Source organism: Winogradskyella sp. 3972H.M.0a.05, assembly GCF_040493455.1.
Lineage (GTDB): Bacteria > Bacteroidota > Bacteroidia > Flavobacteriales > Flavobacteriaceae > Microcosmobacter.
The window spans coordinates 113877-134245 of sequence record NZ_JANFDA010000007.1; the positions used below are offsets into that span (position 1 = coordinate 113877).

Genomic DNA, 20369 nt, shown 5'->3' on the forward strand with positions numbered 1-20369 from the left:
ATGAAGAAACTACTTATCATATTAGCGCTGCTCATTGCTGGACAAACAGCTTCTGCACAACTATTTAGTAAAGAGCGTATTAAAAACAATGAAAACTTTGACAAAAAACGTTGGTCATGGGGATTTTTCCTTGGTTTTAATAGTTATGATTATAAGTTTCAGTACGAGCAGGATTTGGAAGATATCCTTACAGAAACCACTCTTGGTTTTAATGTTGGGCTTATTTCCAATCTACGTATTAATGATCATTTAGATCTTCGCTTTGAGCCTGGACTTTACATTACGCAAAGAAACCTTGTATATGATGAGTCTTATTTTCAAGGTTTAGAGTTTAATGACTCTGATTTACTAAGAGAGGTTAAAGCAACGTATATACACTTCCCGCTTCTTTTGAAGGTTTCTACGAAACGATTAAATAACTTCAAACCATTTATCGTTGGTGGTGTATCGACTGCTTTGAATTTATCGAGTAACGAAAAAAACCCAGATGATAATAGTGCTGGCGAGTTTAGATCTAAACGTAACATGTATTTCTACGAATTAGGTTTTGGTGTAGATTTTTATTTGTTCTGGTTTAAGTTCACGCCTTCAATACGAGGTGTTTTCGCATTTAATGATGAAATCGTTAGAGATGTGGATCCAAATAGTCCATGGACTGGCAATGTCAACAGAATGAAGACACGAGGTATTTTTATCAACTTTACCTTTCAGTAGATCCTCTTTTAAATTCACTCAAAATTATTGCTGTAGCTGTAGCTACATTTAGACTTTCGGTAGCTTTTAGTGTTCCAAATCTGGGAATTGCTATTCGCTCATCAATTATCTTTTCTAAGGTTCCTGAAATTCCGTTCGCTTCATTTCCTAACACAATAATCCCACTCTTTGGTAATTGTTTTTGATAAACATTCTCACCATCCATAAAGGTTCCAAAAGAGGTGATACTATGCTCATCAATAAAAGCTTCGAGATCGAGATAAGAGACATTAACACGAGTTAAAGATCCCATAGTAGACTGTACCACTTTTGAGTTGTAACAATCAACTGCTTCCAGATTACAAACTAGTTCTGGTATTCCAAACCAATCGCAAAGCCTGATGATTGTCCCTAGATTCCCTGGGTCTCTAACATTATCTAAAGCAACTATTAAACCATCTAATTTTACAGGCTTAGGTTCAGGAATTTCGAATATGGCTAAAGCAGTATTTGGTGATTTTAAGCTGCTTATTTTTTTAAGATCAGTCTCCGAAATTAATGTGTAGTTTTCAGTATCAAAGATGGCTTTGGTTGTGTATAAATGATGTAAGGTATAGTCTGAATTCAAAAACTCGGTAATCCCTTTTATACCTTCAACCGTAAATAAACGATGCTGAGTCCTATATTTTTTCAGCGCTAAACTTTTAATTAATTTTAGCTGATTCTTTGATAACATTAAAATGTCTTTACTTTTGTTGTATAGTACAAAGTAAACCTTTTTGGACTAATTTTTGTTATACTTTAGAATCTTGTGCTTTTGCTTTAGTTTGATGTAATTGTTACCTATATATTTGAAACATAACTCTGTTTACATACTCGCACTTACAATTATAGTTGTGTTCTCTAGTTCTTGTAATCCAATAAAACGAATTAAGGCTGATGAACATTTACTTACTGAAAACAAAGTTACTGTTGACGGGAAAAAGGAAAACTCCGAAACCATAAACAATATCCTTGTACAGAAACCTAATTCTAAGATTCCATTATTAGGAGTTCCTGTTCGTCTCAATGTATACAATCTAGCGAGACCGAATATTGATTCTATTCTCAATGCCAAAATACTAAGCGACACCCTGAAAGTAAGACGTAAGACAAGGCTATTGTCAAAAAAACAGTTAGACGCGTATCTACGATCTCGTAAAAAATTCAATGCTTGGCTAAAACGTACTGGCGAAGCTCCTGTAGTTGTTGATGAAGAAAAAACTAAAAAATCGGCAAATCAGCTAAGGCGATATTTCTTTAAAAAAGGTTGGTTTGATGCTAAGGCAGATTATAGCATCAATTTACAGGATAACCAACGTGCTACAATAGATTATTCTGTAGACCGTGGCACACCATATATGCTAGATTCCATAACCAAAACGATAGCTTCACCTGTTATTGATTCGTTATATAATTCTATTGAAGCACAGTCTTTATTAAAAACTGGCGAGCAATTCGAAGAAGATAATTATACCAAAGAGCGTGAGCGTATCAACGAACATATGCGAAACTCGGGAATCTATCATTTTGCGCAGGACTATGTAACCTTTGAAATCGACACGATTGGAACTGATAAAAAAGTAAACACAAAACTTAATATTGCAGATCGCTCTATTAGATATGGTGATTCTACTAATAGAGTCCCATTCAAACCCTATACGATTAAGGATGTAAACATCTTCACCGATTATCGTTTCGAAAATCGAAACAATGCGATAACTGATAGTACCACGTACGACAATTACAACTTGTACAGCTATGACAAATTGAAGTATAGACCAAATGCCCTGACTGATGCTATATTTATTGAAAAAGGGAGTCTATTCAGAGATATTGATAGAACGAGAACGTATAAGTCGTTGAGTCAGTTACAAACATTTAGATATCCTGAAATTAGATACGTAGAGAATGAAGAAGATTCAACACTAACCGCTAACATCTTTTTATCTCCAAAGAAGAAATATGATTTAGGATTCGAATTCAACATCTCTCAAAGTAATATTCAAACTGTCGGATTCTCTGGAAGTATTGGACTGATTACCAGGAATATTTTTAGAGGTGCTGAAACTCTGGACATTTCTGGAATATATACTATTGGTGCTTCAAAAGATGGTGGCGAATCGGATGATCCCTTCTTCGATATCAATGAGCTTGGTGCAACAGCTAAGTTAACGATACCACGTATGTTCTTCCCGTTTAATACGGAAAAGATCATTCCTAAGTTTATGTCACCAAGTACAAGAATTAATCTAGCTGCTACAAGTCAAAGAAATATTGGTCTAGACAAGCAAACGTTCTCTGGATCGATTAGTTACAATTGGTTTCCTTCAGAAAAAGTTACCAATACATTAGATCTCTTTAATGTTCAATATGTAAAAAATCTAAATACGAGCAATTATTTCAATGTCTATAACAATTCATTTAATCGACTTGTAGATATTGCCAGAGATCTAGACTATATTCCGGAGGATGAAACATTGAGCATTCCTGATGGTGCAGATATGTTTATCAATGATGTTCTCGACCCAAACACAACTCTCAATCCTACTACTGATGATATAGTTGCTGTAACGAGTATCAATCAACGAAAAGATAGACTGACGGAAGACAACCTTATTTTCGCTTCGAGCTTTAACTATGTCAAAGATCGAAAAGAAAGCATCTTTGATAATGACTATTCTACATTCAAATTCAGATTAGAGTTTGCGGGAAATCTGTTATCGAACATTGCTAATGTTTTCAACTTAGATAAAAACGCTGATGATCGTTACAAGATTTTTGGTGTTGCCTTTTCTCAGTATGCTAAAGGTGAAGTAGATTATATTAAATATTGGGATCTGGGACGAAACAGTGTGTTCGCATTGCGAAGTTATTTTGGTATTGCGATTCCTTATGGCAACTCGGATAACATTCCGTTTGCAAAAAGTTTCTTTGGAGGTGGACCAAACGATAACAGAGCCTGGACAGCTTATAACTTAGGTCCTGGAAGCTCAGTAAATGCGAATGAATTTAATGAAGCAAACCTCAAGATTCATCTTAGTGCTGAGCAGCGTTTCAATATTTTTGGAAGCCTTAAAGGTGCTTTATTTGTCGATGCAGGAAACATTTGGAATGTTTTAGATGATGTTGAAGATGAAGCAGCAACGTTTAGTGGTTTCAACTCGCTTCAAGATATTGCCATTGGGTCTGGTTTTGGATTGAGGTACGATTTCAGGTTTTTTATAGTACGTTTCGATATCGGTTTCAAGACCTACGATCCGTCCTACGAATTGGGCAATCGCTGGCTCAACGATTACAATTTCAGAAATGCCGTTTATAATATCGGTATCAACTATCCTTTCTAGCAAAACATGCTAACATTTGTTAGCTATATTTCTTTCAAAAGGATCTATTTTTCCTTATGAAAAAACCTTATTTTTGAACCCTCTAAATTCATACTAAAACCAAACAAAATGAGTCACAATATAAAACCAGGTGTAGCTACAGGTAGAGAGGTTCAGGAAATCTTCAAATTGGCTAAAGAAAAAGGATTTGCACTTCCAGCAGTAAACGTTGTTGGATCTAACTCTATCAATGGTGTGCTAGAGACTGCAAAAGCTTTGAATGCACCTGTTATCGTTCAGTTTTCTAATGGTGGTGCACAGTTCAATGCTGGTAAAGGACTAAGTAATGAAGATCAAAAAGCTGCTATTGCAGGTTCTGTTGCAGGAGCAAAACATGTTCACCTTATGGCAGAAGCTTATGGTGTTCCTGTGATATTGCATACAGATCACTGTGCGAAAAAATTACTGCCTTGGATTGACGGTTTATTGGATGCTAGTGAGCAACATTTTAAAGAAACTGGTAAGCCACTTTATAGCTCTCACATGATCGATCTTTCTGAAGAGCCAATAGAGGAGAATATTGAAATCTGCAAGCAGTACTTAGAGCGCATGAGCAAAATGGGCATGACTCTAGAGATAGAATTAGGTATTACTGGTGGTGAAGAAGATGGTGTAGATAATACAGACGTTGACGATTCAAAATTATATACACAACCAGAAGAAGTTGCCTATGCTTACGAAGAGTTAAGTAAGGTTAGTGATCAATTTACTGTAGCTGCTGCTTTTGGTAATGTTCACGGTGTATACAAGCCAGGAAATGTAAAGCTGACACCAAAGATTTTGAAGAACTCACAAGAGTACATTTCTGAAAAATATAATGTAGGTCACAACCATATCGATTTTGTATTCCACGGTGGTTCTGGTTCTACACTTGAAGAAATCAGAGAAGCTATTGGATATGGTGTAATTAAGATGAATATCGATACCGATATGCAGTATGCATTTATGAGTGGTGTTAGAGATTACTTCAATGACAAATCGGAATATCTTAAGTCTCAAATCGGAAATCCTGATGGTGACGACGTACCAAATAAAAAGTACTACGACCCAAGAAAATGGTTGCGTGAAGCAGAGAATGCATTCATTGAAAGACTCAAAAAAGCATTTGAGGATTTAAATAATGTAAATACTTTATAACTTTGCATTCTAACTAACTAAAAAAATAATCCAACAATATGGCTTGGTTTAAAAGAAAGACTAAAGGAATAACAACCTCTACCGAGGAGAAAAAAGACACACCAAAAGGTCTTTGGTATAAGTCTCCTACCGGAAAAATAATCGACACGGAAGAACTCGAAAAGAACTTCTATGTTAGCCCAGAGGATGGTTATCATGTAAGAATAGGGAGTAAAGAGTATTTTGAAATCTTATTCGATGATGGAGAGTTCAAAGAACTCGATGCTAATCTTACGTCTAAAGATCCATTAAAATTTGAGGACAATAAAAAATATCCAGATCGTTTAAAAGCCGCTCAAGAAAAAACAAAACTCAAAGATGCAGTTCGTACAGGAGTTGGAAAATCTAAAGGCAAAGACCTCGTCATTGCTTGTATGGATTTTAGTTTTATCGGTGGTTCCATGGGAAGCGTTGTAGGCGAGAAAATTGCCAGAGCTGCTGACTATGCACTAAAACATGAGATGCCTTTTGTAATGATCTCAAAATCTGGTGGTGCCAGAATGATGGAAGCTGCATTATCCTTAATGCAGTTGGCAAAAACCTCAGCTAAAATAGCGCAACTGGCAGAAGCCAAAATTCCTTACATATCTCTTTGTACCGATCCTACTACAGGAGGTACTACAGCATCATTTGCAATGTTGGGAGACATTAATATTAGTGAGCCAGGAGCATTAATTGGTTTTGCAGGACCACGTGTTGTAAGAGACACGACTGGGCAGGAACTCCCTGAAGGATTCCAAACCGCTGAATTCTTACTAGAACATGGATTCTTAGATTTTATTTCTCATAGAAAAAATCTTAAGAACAAGATCAATCAGTATATCGATTTGATTACAAATCAACCGTTAAGAGCATAAAAAAAAGCCTCAGGAAATCCTGAGGCTTTTTCATTAAAAACCAACCAAAAAATAACTCAAAACTAATTAAGTGTTATATCAACTGTCTCGCCATTATTGAACGTAAATGTGGCTTGGTTATCACAATTCCCTTCTCCGTAATCAAACAATCCTCCGAAGTTAGTGCGTTGCACATCAACACTACCGCTAACAAAGTAGTAGCAAATCACTTCTCTTCTTAGAGGCGTCATTACTTCGTAAGTATGTGTATTGCCATTTACAAACGTAGACGTCCAGTTTCCTGTGACTTTAAATACATTATCACTAAAGATTCCGCTACCAAACCCTTCGATCCATTCTCTAATCTTAGTCCCTTCGCGAGATGCTTGTGCGCCATTTGGCCAGATGACAGTTAGGCTAAGTTCATGAGTAAATTGAGGGTTTCCGTTATCATTGGATAATTGTTTCAGTATTGTTTTGCTTCCTAAGATGTTTTTGTTGTTGAAGTAGAAGTCTTCTAAGCTCTTAGAAATAAATACTTGTTGCGCTTCTGGGTTTCGCTCCCATGATAAGATAATTTTTCCTTTGAGTAGGTTCTCATTAATATAACACCCTTCCGTTCCGAAGTCGATCGTTACTTCTCTGAAGTTTTGCTCAAATACCACCGTAATGGTAACACAATCTGGCATACCAAAGTTTGGTTCTGTGCGTCCAAGTTCGCTTTGCTCCTGTCTTTCATAGATTTCGATGGCAATGTCATCCATAGTCCCCGAAGCTTCATCGATCTCGGCCGCTAGTCTCATCTCAGTAACATCTTGTAACTCTGCTTCTGGCTCAACAGATTCGTTGTCACTACATCCTGTAAACGTCAAGCCTAAAACCACAAGCATTGACAATAGCTTTGTTGTAACTTTAATTGTTTTCATTACTAATTATTTTATTTGTTAATATGATGTTAAGACCGAAGTAGTTGGAAAAGGTTTAAAATGGGAATGGAAAAAATCAAAGAAACCTCACAATTCCTTGTAAATCACAAAAAATGATTATCTTTGCCGCTTGAAAGAAAATCTTTCAAAGTACATAACAATCATTTACAATAATATTAGAATGTATTTATCTAAAGAAACAAAAGAAGAAATCTTCACAAAACACGGTAAAGGAAAGAATGATACCGGTTCTGCTGAAGGACAAATTGCGTTATTCACTTACAGAATTAACCACTTAACTGAGCACTTAAAAAAGAATCGTAAAGATTATAACACTGAGCGTTCGTTAGTAAAATTAGTAGGTAAGCGTCGCGCATTACTAGATTACTTAACTAAGAAAGATATCTTAAGATATCGTGCCATAGTTAAAGAATTAGGTTTAAGAAAATAATTTAAAAGAGGCTTCCGAGCCTCTTTTTGTTTTTATATAAGCTCATGCAAAGAGGATAAAATGCAGGTTATTAAAGAAGCTACTATAGTTTTTCATTGGTTCACAACAACAACTACAACAACACAACTACCAATGTTTAACAGTATTCCGATGTGTAAAAAAACGATCGGAAATAGAATTAAAATTTTATGATTCCAAAAACTTTTAGAGAGGTAATCACTCTCAGCGATGGAAGAGAGATTTCCATCGAAACAGGTAAACTGGCCAAACAAGCACATGGTTCGGTTGTTGTACAAATGGGTAATGCCATGTTGTTATGTACTGTAGTATCTAACTATCATGCTGCAGATGTAGATTTCTTACCATTAACGGTAGACTATAGAGAAAAATTTGCTGCCGCTGGTCGTTATCCAGGTGGTTTCTTTAAGCGTGAAGCAAGACCAAGTAACGAAGAAATCCTTACGATGCGTTTAGTAGATAGAGTATTGCGTCCGTTATTCCCTAAGGATTACCACGCAGAAACTCAGGTGATGATTCAGTTAATGTCTCACGATGAAAATGTAATGCCAGATGCATTAGCAGGTTTAGCTGCTTCAACAGCAATTCAATTGAGTGACATTCCTTTTGAAACTCCAATTTCTGAAGTTCGTGTGGCACGTATTGATGGTGAATTCGTTATCAATCCAAGTTTCGCTCAATTAGAAGAAGCTGATATCGATATGATGATTGGAGCTTCTGCAGATTCTGTAATGATGGTAGAAGGTGAAATGGATGAGATTTCTGAAGAAGAAATGGCTGATGCAATTAAGTTTGCACACGACGCTATTAAAGTTCAGTGTGAGGCTCAAGTAAAACTAGCTGAAGCTTTCGGTAAGAAAGAAACCAGAGAATACGATCCAGAAGTAGAAGATGAAGATCTTAACAAGAAGATTCATGATATGGTGTATGACAAAGCTTACGCCATTGCTAAAAGTGGTTCTTCTAAGCAAGAACGTGGTTTAGCGTTCAGCGAATTAAAAGAAGAAGTCTTCGAATCGTTTACAGAAGAAGAGCAAGAAGAACTTGGGAAACTAATCCATAAGTACTTTGGTAAAGCTCACAAATCGGCAGTAAGAGATTTAACACTAAACGAAGGTTTACGTCTAGATGGAAGAAAAACTACAGACATCAGACCAATCTGGTGCGAAGTAGACTACTTACCATCTACACATGGTTCTTCAATCTTTACAAGAGGAGAAACTCAAGCATTAGCAACTGTAACTCTAGGAACATCTAGAGAAGCTAATGTAATTGATTTACCAACAATGCAAGGTGAAGAAACCTTCTACTTACATTATAACTTCCCTCCTTTCTCAACTGGTGAGGCAAGACCTCTTAGAGGAACGTCTCGTCGTGAGGTTGGACACGGAAACTTAGCACAGCGTGCTTTAAAAGGGATGATTCCTGATGATTGTCCATATACTGTTCGTGTGGTGTCAGAAGTATTAGAATCTAACGGTTCTTCGTCTATGGCTACTGTATGTTCTGGTACTATGGCATTAATGGATGCTGGTGTCCAATTAAAGAAGCCTGTGTCTGGTATCGCAATGGGATTGATCTCAGATGGTGAGCGTTATGCTGTACTTTCAGATATTCTTGGAGATGAAGATCACTTAGGTGATATGGACTTTAAGGTTACTGGTACTGCTGACGGTATTACGGCTTGCCAAATGGATATCAAGATTAAAGGTTTATCGTATGAAATCTTAGTGAATGCACTTAAGCAAGCTAGAGATGGACGTTTACACATCTTAGAAAAGCTTACAGATACAATCGCACAACCAAATGCAGATGTTAAACCACATGCACCAAAAATGGTTAACGCAACTTTACCAAATGATCTTATTGGAGCATTTATTGGTCCTGGTGGAAAAGTGATTCAAGAATTACAAAAAGAAACAGGAACTACAATTGTTATCAATGAAGATCCTGTAACTGAAGAAGGTATTGTAGAAATCCTTGGTACTGATCAAGCTGGTATTGATGCTGTATTAGCTAAAATTGATTCGCTGTGTTTCAAGCCTGAAAAAGGTAGCGTATATGAAGTAAAAGTTATCAAGATACTAGACTTTGGTGCTGTTGTAGAATATACTGAAGCTCCTGGTAACGAGGTATTGCTTCATGTTAGTGAATTGGCTTGGGAACGTACAAACAACGTTACTGATGTTGTTAACATTGGTGATGTTATCGATGTAAAATACTTCGGGGTAGACCCAAGAACCAGAAAAGAGAAAGTATCTAGAAAAGCTATCTTACCAAAACCTGAAGGTTGGGAAGATCGTCCAAGAAACAATAACAATAGAGGCGGAAATCGCGATAATCGTGGAAGAGACAACAGAAACCGCGACAATCGTAGAGATGATAGAAAACCGAGAGGTGATCAAAATAATAATAATGGGGATAACTAATCTTCAATTATCATAAGAACAAAAAACCGCTTCAATTGAAGCGGTTTTTTATTTTTAATTATAAAAGGATGACACGTCCACTGCTCTACTATATTCATAAGACGCATTATACGAATACCCTGCTGCTAAAACGATTAATAAAGCACCTTCATTACTCGCAGCTTCATTAACAATTAGAGTTTTATTTTTGGAAAGCCCAATTCGTCTTTTACTACTTTGACAACCTCCAAAAATGTATGGCACACCATGGCATTTAAAGTACTTATTATCTAAATAAAACATGCCTTTCTTTAACTTCCCTACTAACATCGTGTCTCTTATTATGGAATCATTTTCATAAACCTGCAATTTTATTAATTGTTTATTGATAAGGTCCAATTTCACTTTATACACATTGCGGTCTGATCTTGCTGAGTCAAACTGCTTTTTATTGTTATAGCTTTCATTTACGATTTCCTGATACAGATTTGCATATCGAATATCCGATGCTCTTTTATTCTTAGATGGCTTTCCATATCGTTTTGATGGATAAAATAGATACTCACCATTTAATTGATTAATGTTACTTTCTGTGAGCTTTACATAATCTTTTCGGAATTCTTTCTTAGAGAACGAAACGCCACAACTAGTACATACAAAAGCTAAGAGTAGTAATGTAAATATTCTAATAGGTATCATCTTATTATCTTCTTTTATATATGTTTTTAATATCGTATCGTCTTCCAGCAAAAAGGGCTACCATTACAGCTGCAGCTTCTTCACTATATCCATGTAAGATTAAATCATCAGTTTTCGTAAGACCCAAATCATACATAACATTTTTATACCCTCCAAATAGCCAAGGCACTCCAACGACTTGAAGATTATTATTTCTCAACTTTATAAAACCATCTTTCCTAAGCCTATATTTAAATGTTTGACTTTTCAATGTCGAATCATTCTTTATAAAATCAAATCTCAGCTGTTTTTCATTTAATATTTTAATTTTAACTGATGTATATCTTGTCGTGTCTAATCGCTTTTTCCTCCAATTTATCTTACTGTTTATTGAATTTCCACGCAATTTCAAACTATCATTATTATAGTTATTGTACTCGCCTTCAATAAGCTTGGGATTTGTCAAAAATCTTTGATTTCCATCTTTGTATTTTGGAATTCCTCCACAATTGCAGAGTAGTAATCCTAGAATTAAATACACTATCGTTTTCATAATTAGTTCTTATTTAAAATTCCAGTTAACAAAAGGCAATGATCGCTTTGAATTTTTATTCCATAGCCCAAATTGCAAGCCTCTGAGGTTACTACACTTGTTGAATAATCCTATTTGAATGCCATTGACCTGTGTATCAAAGTTTCCTAATAAAGCTATCCCGACACCATTAACCATCATGTGCTTATGAATTATTGGAGACATGGATAACCCGTTAACTTTAGTATCAAACCCTCCAGTAAGATTGAGTTCAATCCCATTGATAATAGCTGGCTCTAAAAATGAAATTCCAACACGTATACCATTGACCTTATCAAACACCATATCATCCACATAAGATTGTTTGTAGGTATTAGGGTCATGTATGAATGGAGGTATTGAATGTATTACTGTTAAGAAAGGAAAAAACACACCTAAGGGATTTAGTCCAAGTTCTATTCCGTTGGTCATGGTAGCACTAGATTCGTCATACCAATAGTTCAAGTTGAGCCCATTAATTTTGTTTGCTTTTGAAGGTGAAAATGCAAAAACATTACGCTCAATGATTGTTGTGTTTTGGGTGAATTTAACATCTTTAAAGTTTACCTTATTCACATAAATAGTATCCTTTACATCTTGTCCGACAACTGGTATCTGGACTAATAACATTAGGATTAGTAACAAATAATTTTTCATGATAATACGTTTAAAATTCTATTCAAAACTATTGCTATAATCACATTTATAATTGTATTAACCATTACTTCTAAAAATATTATTTGTGATTTTCACAAATTAAATATAACTTCACTTTATGCTACAATCAACATTTCTAGACAATTTGCAGAAAGAATTACCTGATGGACACTCCTTAAATGAAGCTATTGCCACCGCTTTGGACATCAGCTATGACGCTGCACATAGAAGAACAAGTCTAAAGAGTAAGTTTTCGTTAGAAGAGGGCATTCTACTTTCAAAATATTTCAATCTATCTTTAGATAAGTTGTTTGAAACCACTAGTGAGAATTATATTTCTGTTGAAAAAACCAAAATGGTTGTTGACGAAGAGAGTTTGAAGGATTATTTTCTAGCTTCTTACAATTCTCTAAAAGGGCTAGTACAACAAAAGGACAGTTCTGTGATATATTCTGCAAAAGACTTACCCCTTTTCTATACAATTGGTGATGATATTCTGAGTCGCTTCAAGATGTATGTATGGTTAAAGCTTCTCGATTCAGGTTTTGATACGCTTTCTTTTGAGCAATATGCTCCAAAAACAACAACTATAGAGGCTTCCAAAGCGCTTCAAAAATTATACAGTGATCTAAACATTGTTGAAATTTGGGACATCACAACTATAAACAGCACCTTAAAGCAAATTAACTTTTACTTTCAGGCTGGTTTGATGAATTCTGATTCAGCTTTAAAAATATGCGGCAATCTTAAGTCATTAGTACACTCAGTTTCAAAAAAAGTAAAAAGCAACAGAGACAATTATCAACTATACTATAATGAGCTTCTTTTGATGAATAATAATGTGCTCATAAAAACTTCAACTCAAAAATCACTTTTTGTACCTTTTACTGTACTGTCTTATTATCAAACTCAAGATAAGCTGACATGTACCCAAGCTGAATCTTTTTTGAACAAACAATTACAAAGTTCAAAATTGTTGAATACAGCTGGAGAAAAAGAACAACGCACTTTTTTTAACAAGATAATATTGAAAATTAGTGCTTTAAGCCAACTCATCGAAGCCTCACAAACATTAGACTTTGAATAAAAATTATGCCATATGAAATTATTTTTTAATATTTATTAAATTTTTGTAACATTTTTGCGACTTATTACGTATAATAACAGAACACCTAATTGTTCTGCCTTAAATTAAATAGTAAACATATTACATGAGACAACTGAAAATCACGAAGCAGGTTACGAATAGAGAAACTGCTTCTTTAGATAAATATCTTCAAGAAATTGGTAAAGTAGATTTGATTACAGCCGATGAAGAAGTAGAGTTGGCACAGCGTATTAAAGCTGGTGATCAAATTGCTTTAGAGAAGTTGACCAAAGCCAATTTACGTTTCGTTGTATCTGTTGCAAAGCAATATCAGAACCAAGGCTTAACATTACCAGATTTAATTAATGAAGGTAATCTTGGTTTGATTAAAGCTGCTCAACGTTTTGATGAGACACGTGGTTTTAAATTTATATCTTACGCTGTTTGGTGGATTCGTCAGTCGATCTTGCAAGCATTAGCTGAGCAATCTCGTATTGTACGTTTACCATTAAATAAGATTGGATCTATAAATAAAATTAATAAGACTTTTGCCTTTTTAGAGCAAAGTCATGAGCGTCCACCTAGTGCAGAGGAAATTGCAAAAGAGTTGGATATGACAATCAACGACGTTAAAGAGTCTATGAAGAACTCTGGTCGTCATGTATCTATGGATGCTCCATTAGTTGAGGGTGAAGATTCTAACCTATACGACGTTTTACGTAGTGGTGAGTCTCCAAACCCAGACAAAGATTTATTACATGAATCTCTACGTACTGAAATAGAGCGTGCTCTTGAGACTCTAACACCTCGTGAAGCTGATGTTATTCGTCTTTACTTTGGTTTAGGTAATCAACACCCAATGACTTTAGAAGAAATTGGAGAGACGTTTGATTTAACCAGAGAGCGTGTAAGACAAATTAAAGAAAAAGCTATTCGTAGATTAAAACATACGTCTAGAAGTAAAATATTAAAAACATATTTAGGTTAGTAACGCTTTTACGACCTAAATAAACGTTACAACAGTTACACATAACTGTTCGTTTTTTGATTGATGAAAGAACCCCCGGCTGATTACCGGGGGTTTGTTTTTATCTTAAAATCTCTTTTAAAAAAGGAAAGACTTTTAATTATCTTTGCCAAAACTAAAACTAACTATGTCTTCTAAACTTATTGCTCCTTCAATCTTAGCGGCCGATTTTGGCAATTTACAACGCGATGTGAAAATGGTTAATCAGAGTGATGCCGATTGGTTTCATATCGATGTTATGGATGGTCATTTTGTGCCAAACATTTCTTATGGTATGCCTGTAATAAAGGCTATAAAACAGCATGCTACCAAACCATTGGATGTTCACTTAATGATTGAAAAACCTGAGCGCTATATTGAAGAATTCAAAAATGTTGGGGCAGATATTATTACTGTACATTATGAGTCTACAGTGCATTTGCATAGAACATTATCTCAAATTGAAAATGCTGGATGCAAGGCTGGTGTTGTATTAAACCTAACGACTCCTGTTTCTGTTTTAGAAGATATTCTTCCCAAATGTTATATGGTATTACTTATGTCTATCAACCCTGGGTTTGGTGGTCAAAAGTTTGAAGAGATGACTTACAATAGAATCAAGAAACTTCGCAAAATGATAGATGATCAAGGTTTAGATACTTTGATTGAAATTGATGGCGGTGTTACAAACAAAAATGCCAAAGCTCTTATCGATGCTGGTGCCGATGTTTTAGTATCGGGCAGCTACATTTTTAGAAGTGAAGATCAATTACAAACTATTAAAGACCTCAAAGCTTTAGTAAACTCTTAGTGTTTAAAGCTTCTTATTCCTTACTTCCATAGCCGTATCCATAACCATAGTTATAGCTATAATTATAGGACTTACTTGCGCCAACACCATTGAGTACATAAGCCATATTCTTTAGCTTACCAGATTCACTAAGCTCTTTAGAGAAATTCAGTAAGTTCTTCTGTGTAAAATTAGCTCTAGTAATAAATATTGTTGTATCTGCAAGCTGAGAAATAAGCATTGTATCTGTAACTAATATGGTAGGTGCTGTGTCGACAATAACATAATCATACTCTTCTTTTGCTTCTTCAATCAACTCATTAAACCTTCCGTTTGTTAATAGATGTGCTGGATTTGGTGGAATTGGACCAGAAATTATTGTATGATGATTAGCATGAAGATCAAATCCTTTAATTAGTATATCTCTCCAGTTTACTGATTTATCGTGCAAATAATTCGTTAACCCTTCTTGAGATTTATCAATATCCATATACGTATGAACTTGTGGATTTCTAAGATCCGAACCTATAAGGAGTACTTTCTTGTTTATACTAGATAACGCCAGAGATAAATTTACACTTACATAAGTTTTTCCTTCACCCTTAATTGTTGAAGTACAATAAATAATTTTTCCTTTTGTATCCTTAGATGTTGGAAGCATGTAATTTACGTTTGAACTCAAAATCCTAAAGGATTCTGCCAAAATACTTCTATCATTAGGGTCTTCAAAAATCTTTGAACCTTTACTTTTAATACTTGGAATTTCTCCTACAATAGGTATTGAAGATTTCAGCTTACTTATATCTTCTTTACTATGCAGCTTTGTATCTAACATAAACATTAAATAAAGTATCGCAAAAGGCAAAAGGAGTCCGGCTAATATTGCTCCAGAATAAATGATTTTAGTTTTAGGTGATATTGGGCCTATACCAGATAAAGCAAATTCCACAACCTTGATTGAAGGCTCTGTAATCGCCAGATTAATCGCAGCTTCTTCGCGTTTTTGCAACAATAATAAATACAGACTTTCTTTTATTTTTTGTTGCCTTTCTATAGCTCTTAGGAGTTTTTCCTTTTGTGGGATACTTGAAACTCGTCCTTTAAATCTTTGATTCCTATTCACCAATTGGTTTTCAGACGATTTCAATTGCTTATCATAAGCTATAAGAGATCGATCAAGATTGAACCTTAGAGTAGTTATTTTTGACTCTAGTAATTTAACTGATGGATTATTATTTCCTGCACTAGCAACTAACTTTTCTAAGTCAAGAACAGCAATATTGTATTCAGAGATAATTGCATTTATGTTATTATTTTCTAAGCCAATGTTGGCTGGAAGTAGCTTACTATTTTTTGATTCATCATTAAGCGTTTCTTGCAATAATGATGTTAATTCAATTTGGCGTTCTATGTTAAACACCTGCTCATCGGATTGAGCCCTTTGCTCTAGTCCTATTTGAGCATCACTAACTAGGTCAACAATATTATTATCTTGCTTAAAATCCTTTTTATCAATTTCAATTGAATCTAGTTCTTTTGCTAAAAAGACAAATCTCTCATCAATAAAGTCTAATGTCCTTTTGGAAACTAATTGTCTATCATTAATACCATCTTGATCAAAAATATTGATTAGGGTATTAATAATTTGCTCAGTCCTCTTTTTACTTTGCCCTTTTAATGTCAGCTGTAATAAATCACTTTGCTCTCCTATAGCCTCAATCTTGATAGATGACTTTAATTTTAGGACTTCAGACTTAACTGTATTTAGCTTTATTAAAAACTTTTTACCCAAAACTCTAGAAAGTTGATCCTCTCCTGATATTCTAATCTCAAATGGAAGATTGTGATCTAGTAAATAGGTATTGTGATTTGGAACTGAAAATGTTTTATCATTCTTTACATCTAAGATTTCAAACCCAGTCTTATTTACTTCAACTTCAAAATTAAGAGCTCTATTAATATTATCGCTCTTTATAAGTTGTTCAAACTGAAAAGGAGGTTCTTTCACTCTAGATGTTCTAATCCTACCTTCTTCAAATATATTGGCATTAAGATTTAGCTTCTGAACTACTCTCTCTAGTATTAAATAAGATTTTAATATCTCGATTTCATTTTCCAGATTTATATTAACTCTTTTGAATACAAAAGCCGAAGTAGGAAGCTCCAGTCCTTCAGACTCATCCAAAATTTTAATCTTGGCAGTTGTCTGATAAATCGGTGTAGCATAACGTAAATAAACATAAGCACCTACCAGACATACAAATAAAGCTATAGCAAACCAAGGCCAAAACCTTAAGTATTTTTTTGCTTCAAGAGCAAAATCTATACTCTCATTGTCTTCCAAAAAATTACTCATGTCGTTATTTTGTGGTTTATTCATAAGTTCTAACGTGTGAGTAGTATTGTAACACTTAATGCTAGTGAAGCAATAGTTAATATTGTCCCTACTTCTCCAATGAAGCCAGCAGATTTCACCTTGGTGTCATTTGGATTAACGACTATAACATCATTTGGTTTTATTAAGTAATATGGACTATTGAATAAATCTGCAGAAGTAAGATCCATATGAGAAATATTACGGACACCGTTAGTTTCTCTAATCACTAATATATCTTCTCTTTTACCGTTAATAGTAAGGTCATTTGCATATCCCAAAGCTTGAAGTATAGTGATTGTTTGCTCGGTAAAATTGTATGTACCAGGTGAATTAACTTCTCCAATTATTGTGAATTTTGAATTAATTATCCTTACATAAACTGTAGGATCAACCAAATGCCCTCCATCAACTAATAGTTTTTTCAGTTTTTCCTCTAACCCTTGAGTAGTATTTCCCTCTACAGAAATTTCTCCTAGAACAGGAAACTTAATGGTATTCTCTTCTGAAACTAGGTATCCGTCTAGTTTCATTAATTCTAGATCATTAGCCTGCATATTAAAATTAGAAGATTTATTGTAGGCCAGAGCAGCTTCTGGTATTAAAGTCTCAACTCTTATTCTTAAAATATCGTTGGGTTGTATTACTGACTGTGAATACTCTAACTCGGTATTGTTGTATTTCTCAGCGTCCTGCATATACAGTATTTCTTTTTTTGAAGTACAAGAAGAGAAAACTAAGAACAAGGACAAGCAAATAAACGCTATATTTCTATTCATTAAATCCTATTTGATTTGACGCAAATATAACTTCAATATAAACAAGAACAAAGCTTGCTTAACTATTAAAATATACTATACTTTTAACTCTCTACTAAAGGGCTTACTTACAAGCTTTTTCTTTGCTAAAAAAGGAAGGCAATATAATACACTTCCATAGCCCAAAAGCGCAAAAATTTGTGTGTTGAGATTCCATCCTAGACAATTAAAAGCAATAAAAATAATAAGTAAGTTGAGTAAAACTATTATCAATGTTGTTGATAAATGACTGAAGCCATGATCAATAAATCTATGGTGTATATGATTTTTGTCTGCTTTAAATGGACTTACTTTTAAAATAAAAATTCTGATAAAAAAGACTCTAAATGTATCCATCAAAGGATAAAATAGTATAGCTAAAGCCAATGCTGGTGCAGCCTTGTGATATTGGGCTAACACATCGGTCTGAGCCTTATATATAAAACTTATGGTAAAAAAGGCTAACAAAAACCCTACTATCATTGACCCTGTATCTCCCATAAATATTTTATTCTTACTTGAGAAATTAAGCCTCAAAAATGCAATTAATGCACCCATTAATGCCACCGCAACTGTTGCTAAACTATACTCCTCAGCTTTAACGAACAGTAATACAAAAACACCGCTAGCTAAAAGACCTATTGTCCCTGCTAAACCATCAATGCCATCTATTAAATTGTATGCATTGACAATTAATATATACACAAACAATGTGAAAATAACTGACACCCAATAAGGCAAAATATCTACATCCAGTATTTTAGAAAAGCCAATTATCCTAGTATCCGTAAAAATAATCAATAGCAAAGCGGCTAGTAATTGACCAAAAAACTTTTTTCTAGCAGATAGCACTGTTAAATCATCTTTTAGACCTAAAAAGAAAAGAATTGTTTGAGCTCCGAGTACTAACAATAGTATTTTGGTATTTAATAAAGCTCCAACTATAGTAATAACGACTACTAAACTAAAAAAGATTCCTATCCCTCCCAGAGTAGGAACTTTGGATGAATGCATGCTTCGATTATCTGGCTCATCAAATAAATGTTTTTGCTTAGTAACATAAAGTATGGTAGGAAAAGTAGAATATGATATAAAAAAAGCCATAAGGAAAGCTCCAATTAACCATATAACTAAATGATCTTCAGGTGAGAAGTTTTGTAAAAATTGTATCATGGGGGCAACAATTGAGAAACACTTTACTTAAAATACAGTATTTCAGTTAGTTAATTATTAATATTTTATGCAAATATCGCCATTTTCTATTAACAAACCACATATTAATAGCTAACTTAACAAATACTTAAAGGGGAATAGGTTTTAAATATCATTTATGGTTTGGGTTTTTAAAGATAGTAAAATTATTCTTAATCGGATAATTTAAGCAATTCATCGACAATTCTATGAGCAGTTCTGCCATCCCAAAGCGGTATATCACTACCTTTTTTCCAATCATCAGAAAACAACTTATCCAAAAACGGTTTTATATTTTTGGGGTTAGTTCCAACCAGTTCATTGGTGCCTAATGAAATAGTTTCGGGACGTTCTGTATTATCTCTTAGCGTAAGACAAGGCACTCTCATTACAGTTGTCTCTTCAGTAATCCCTCCAGAGTCTGTAATAACTGCTTTTGAATGTTCAACCAAATAATTGAATTCTAAATAACTTAACGGCGGAACTTTATGCAACCTAGCATGATTTATCCCTAGCCTATCTAAAATTTTTGCTGTTCTTGGGTGCACAGGAAAGATTAACGGTAAGTCTTTTGTATTCTGTACAATTTCATCAATCAATTCCTTTAAGACATGTTCCTCATCGACATTTGCAGGTCTATGCAATGTCATAACTATATAATTCTTTTTGGATAGATTTAATTCATCCCAAATAGAAGGCTGCAAAAAATTAGGACGTTGCTTAACAAGTGTGTCTATCATCGTATTTCCAACATAATAAATCTTGTCATCGGAAACACCAGATTTTTTCAAATTATCGTTTGCAAGCTCAGAGGTAGTAAAGAAATAATTGGTTATACTATCTGTCACCATTCGGTTAATCTCTTCTGGCATAGTCCAATCACCAGAACGTATTCCAGCTTCGACATGTGCAACTTTGACATTTAGCTTTTGAGCTGTTATAGCGCAAGCCATTGTTGAAGTTACATCACCAACCACTAGGACCAGATCTGCAGGATTTTCAATTAAATCTTGCTCAAACCTAATCATGATGCTGGCTGTCTGTTCAGCTTGACTTCCTCCGCTGGATTCTAAGTTTACATGAGGTTTTGGGATTTGAAGCTGTTCAAAAAAGCTTCCAGACATATTTTTGTCATAGTGTTGACCTGTATGCACTAAGCGAAAATCAATTTGCGCTCCTTCTGCTTTAACACGCTCAATTTCATGAATGATTGGAGCTATCTTCATAAAATTTGGTCTCGCTCCTGCTACAATGGTAACTTTATACATGTTAATGTTTATAATTT

At 34.4% G+C, this 20369-nt stretch carries 18 protein-coding genes; 9 read left to right on the forward strand and 9 right to left on the reverse strand.

The annotated features are described in order from the left end of the window. Nucleotides 1-714 (forward strand): type IX secretion/gliding motility protein PorT/SprT, encoded by a 714-nt coding sequence (gene porT / locus NCE97_RS13770; protein WP_353779905.1) that lies wholly within the window; start codon nucleotides 1-3, stop codon nucleotides 712-714. On the opposite strand, the gene NCE97_RS13775 is transcribed toward porT, so the two are convergent. Continuing rightward, a complete protein-coding gene (locus NCE97_RS13775; protein WP_353779861.1) occupies nucleotides 701-1429 on the reverse strand; it encodes a TrmH family RNA methyltransferase in 729 nt (242 codons plus the stop codon). The two genes, porT and NCE97_RS13775, sit on opposite strands and share 14 nt — an antisense overlap. A 115-nt stretch (nucleotides 1430-1544) precedes the next feature. Here NCE97_RS13775 and tamL point away from each other — a divergent pair, with 115 nt between their 5' ends. The 3 genes from tamL (at nucleotide 1545) to accD (ending at nucleotide 6151) form a co-directional block, all read left to right on the forward strand. Then, entirely contained in the window at nucleotides 1545-4079 is a 2535-nt protein-coding gene (gene tamL / locus NCE97_RS13780; RefSeq protein ID WP_353779862.1) for a translocation and assembly module lipoprotein TamL, read from the forward strand. A gap of 108 nt (nucleotides 4080-4187) precedes the next feature. Continuing rightward, nucleotides 4188-5255: a class II fructose-bisphosphate aldolase gene (gene fbaA / locus NCE97_RS13785; protein ID WP_353779863.1), complete on the forward strand. Its 1068-nt coding sequence runs from the start codon at nucleotides 4188-4190 to the stop codon at nucleotides 5253-5255. 38 nt (nucleotides 5256-5293) lie between these two features. Continuing rightward, nucleotides 5294-6151 (forward strand): acetyl-CoA carboxylase, carboxyltransferase subunit beta, encoded by an 858-nt coding sequence (gene accD, locus NCE97_RS13790; protein WP_353779864.1) that lies wholly within the window; start codon nucleotides 5294-5296, stop codon nucleotides 6149-6151. Nucleotides 6152-6213: 62 nt separating this feature from the next. On the opposite strand, the gene NCE97_RS13795 is transcribed toward accD, so the two are convergent. After that, entirely contained in the window at nucleotides 6214-7056 is an 843-nt protein-coding gene (locus NCE97_RS13795) for a hypothetical protein (protein ID WP_353779865.1), read from the reverse strand. Between the two features lie 181 nt (nucleotides 7057-7237). Between NCE97_RS13795 and rpsO the strand changes: the two genes are divergently transcribed. Beyond that, entirely contained in the window at nucleotides 7238-7507 is a 270-nt protein-coding gene (rpsO, locus tag NCE97_RS13800; RefSeq protein ID WP_353779906.1) for a 30S ribosomal protein S15, read from the forward strand. A 188-nt stretch (nucleotides 7508-7695) separates the two neighbouring features. Next, on the forward strand, nucleotides 7696-9954 hold the full coding sequence (locus NCE97_RS13805) for a polyribonucleotide nucleotidyltransferase (protein WP_353779866.1): 2259 nt from the start codon (nucleotides 7696-7698) through the stop codon (nucleotides 9952-9954). A gap of 54 nt (nucleotides 9955-10008) precedes the next feature. Here the strand turns inward: NCE97_RS13805 and NCE97_RS13810 are convergent, their stop codons facing one another. Genes NCE97_RS13810 through NCE97_RS13820 form a run of 3 tightly spaced genes read right to left on the reverse strand, consistent with a single transcriptional unit; the run spans nucleotide 10009 to nucleotide 11839 of the window. Next, the gene (locus NCE97_RS13810) at nucleotides 10009-10632 is read right to left on the reverse strand and encodes a hypothetical protein (protein ID WP_353779867.1); all 624 of its coding nucleotides are present in this window, start codon (nucleotides 10630-10632) and stop codon (nucleotides 10009-10011) included. A gap of 4 nt (nucleotides 10633-10636) precedes the next feature. Next, nucleotides 10637-11164: a hypothetical protein gene (locus NCE97_RS13815; RefSeq protein WP_353779868.1), complete on the reverse strand. Its 528-nt coding sequence runs from the start codon at nucleotides 11162-11164 to the stop codon at nucleotides 10637-10639. A gap of 9 nt (nucleotides 11165-11173) precedes the next feature. After that, nucleotides 11174-11839 (reverse strand): LA_2272 family surface repeat-containing protein, encoded by a 666-nt coding sequence (locus NCE97_RS13820; RefSeq protein WP_353779869.1) that lies wholly within the window; start codon nucleotides 11837-11839, stop codon nucleotides 11174-11176. A 118-nt stretch (nucleotides 11840-11957) separates the two neighbouring features. Between NCE97_RS13820 and NCE97_RS13825 the strand changes: the two genes are divergently transcribed. The 3 genes from NCE97_RS13825 to rpe all read left to right on the forward strand — a co-directional run bounded on the left by NCE97_RS13825 (nucleotide 11958) and on the right by rpe (nucleotide 14743). Continuing rightward, entirely contained in the window at nucleotides 11958-12926 is a 969-nt protein-coding gene (locus NCE97_RS13825; protein WP_353779870.1) for a hypothetical protein, read from the forward strand. Nucleotides 12927-13050: 124 nt separating this feature from the next. Beyond that, on the forward strand, nucleotides 13051-13914 hold the full coding sequence (locus NCE97_RS13830) for a sigma-70 family RNA polymerase sigma factor (RefSeq protein ID WP_094967995.1): 864 nt from the start codon (nucleotides 13051-13053) through the stop codon (nucleotides 13912-13914). Nucleotides 13915-14080: 166 nt separating this feature from the next. After that, nucleotides 14081-14743: a ribulose-phosphate 3-epimerase gene (gene rpe, locus NCE97_RS13835; RefSeq protein ID WP_353779871.1), complete on the forward strand. Its 663-nt coding sequence runs from the start codon at nucleotides 14081-14083 to the stop codon at nucleotides 14741-14743. Between the two features lie 13 nt (nucleotides 14744-14756). Here the strand turns inward: rpe and NCE97_RS13840 are convergent, their stop codons facing one another. The 4 genes from NCE97_RS13840 to wecB form a co-directional block, all read right to left on the reverse strand. Then, nucleotides 14757-17102: a GumC family protein gene (locus NCE97_RS13840; protein ID WP_353779872.1), complete on the reverse strand. Its 2346-nt coding sequence runs from the start codon at nucleotides 17100-17102 to the stop codon at nucleotides 14757-14759. A 5-nt stretch (nucleotides 17103-17107) separates the two neighbouring features. Further along, complete coding sequence (locus tag NCE97_RS13845) at nucleotides 17108-17875, reverse strand: polysaccharide biosynthesis/export family protein (RefSeq protein WP_353779873.1); 768 nt, start codon at nucleotides 17873-17875, stop codon at nucleotides 17108-17110. 75 nt (nucleotides 17876-17950) lie between these two features. Then, the gene (locus NCE97_RS13850; RefSeq protein WP_353779874.1) at nucleotides 17951-19066 is read right to left on the reverse strand and encodes an MraY family glycosyltransferase; all 1116 of its coding nucleotides are present in this window, start codon (nucleotides 19064-19066) and stop codon (nucleotides 17951-17953) included. A gap of 191 nt (nucleotides 19067-19257) precedes the next feature. Next, nucleotides 19258-20352 (reverse strand): non-hydrolyzing UDP-N-acetylglucosamine 2-epimerase, encoded by a 1095-nt coding sequence (wecB, locus tag NCE97_RS13855; RefSeq protein WP_353779875.1) that lies wholly within the window; start codon nucleotides 20350-20352, stop codon nucleotides 19258-19260. Nucleotides 20353-20369 lie beyond the last annotated feature (17 nt).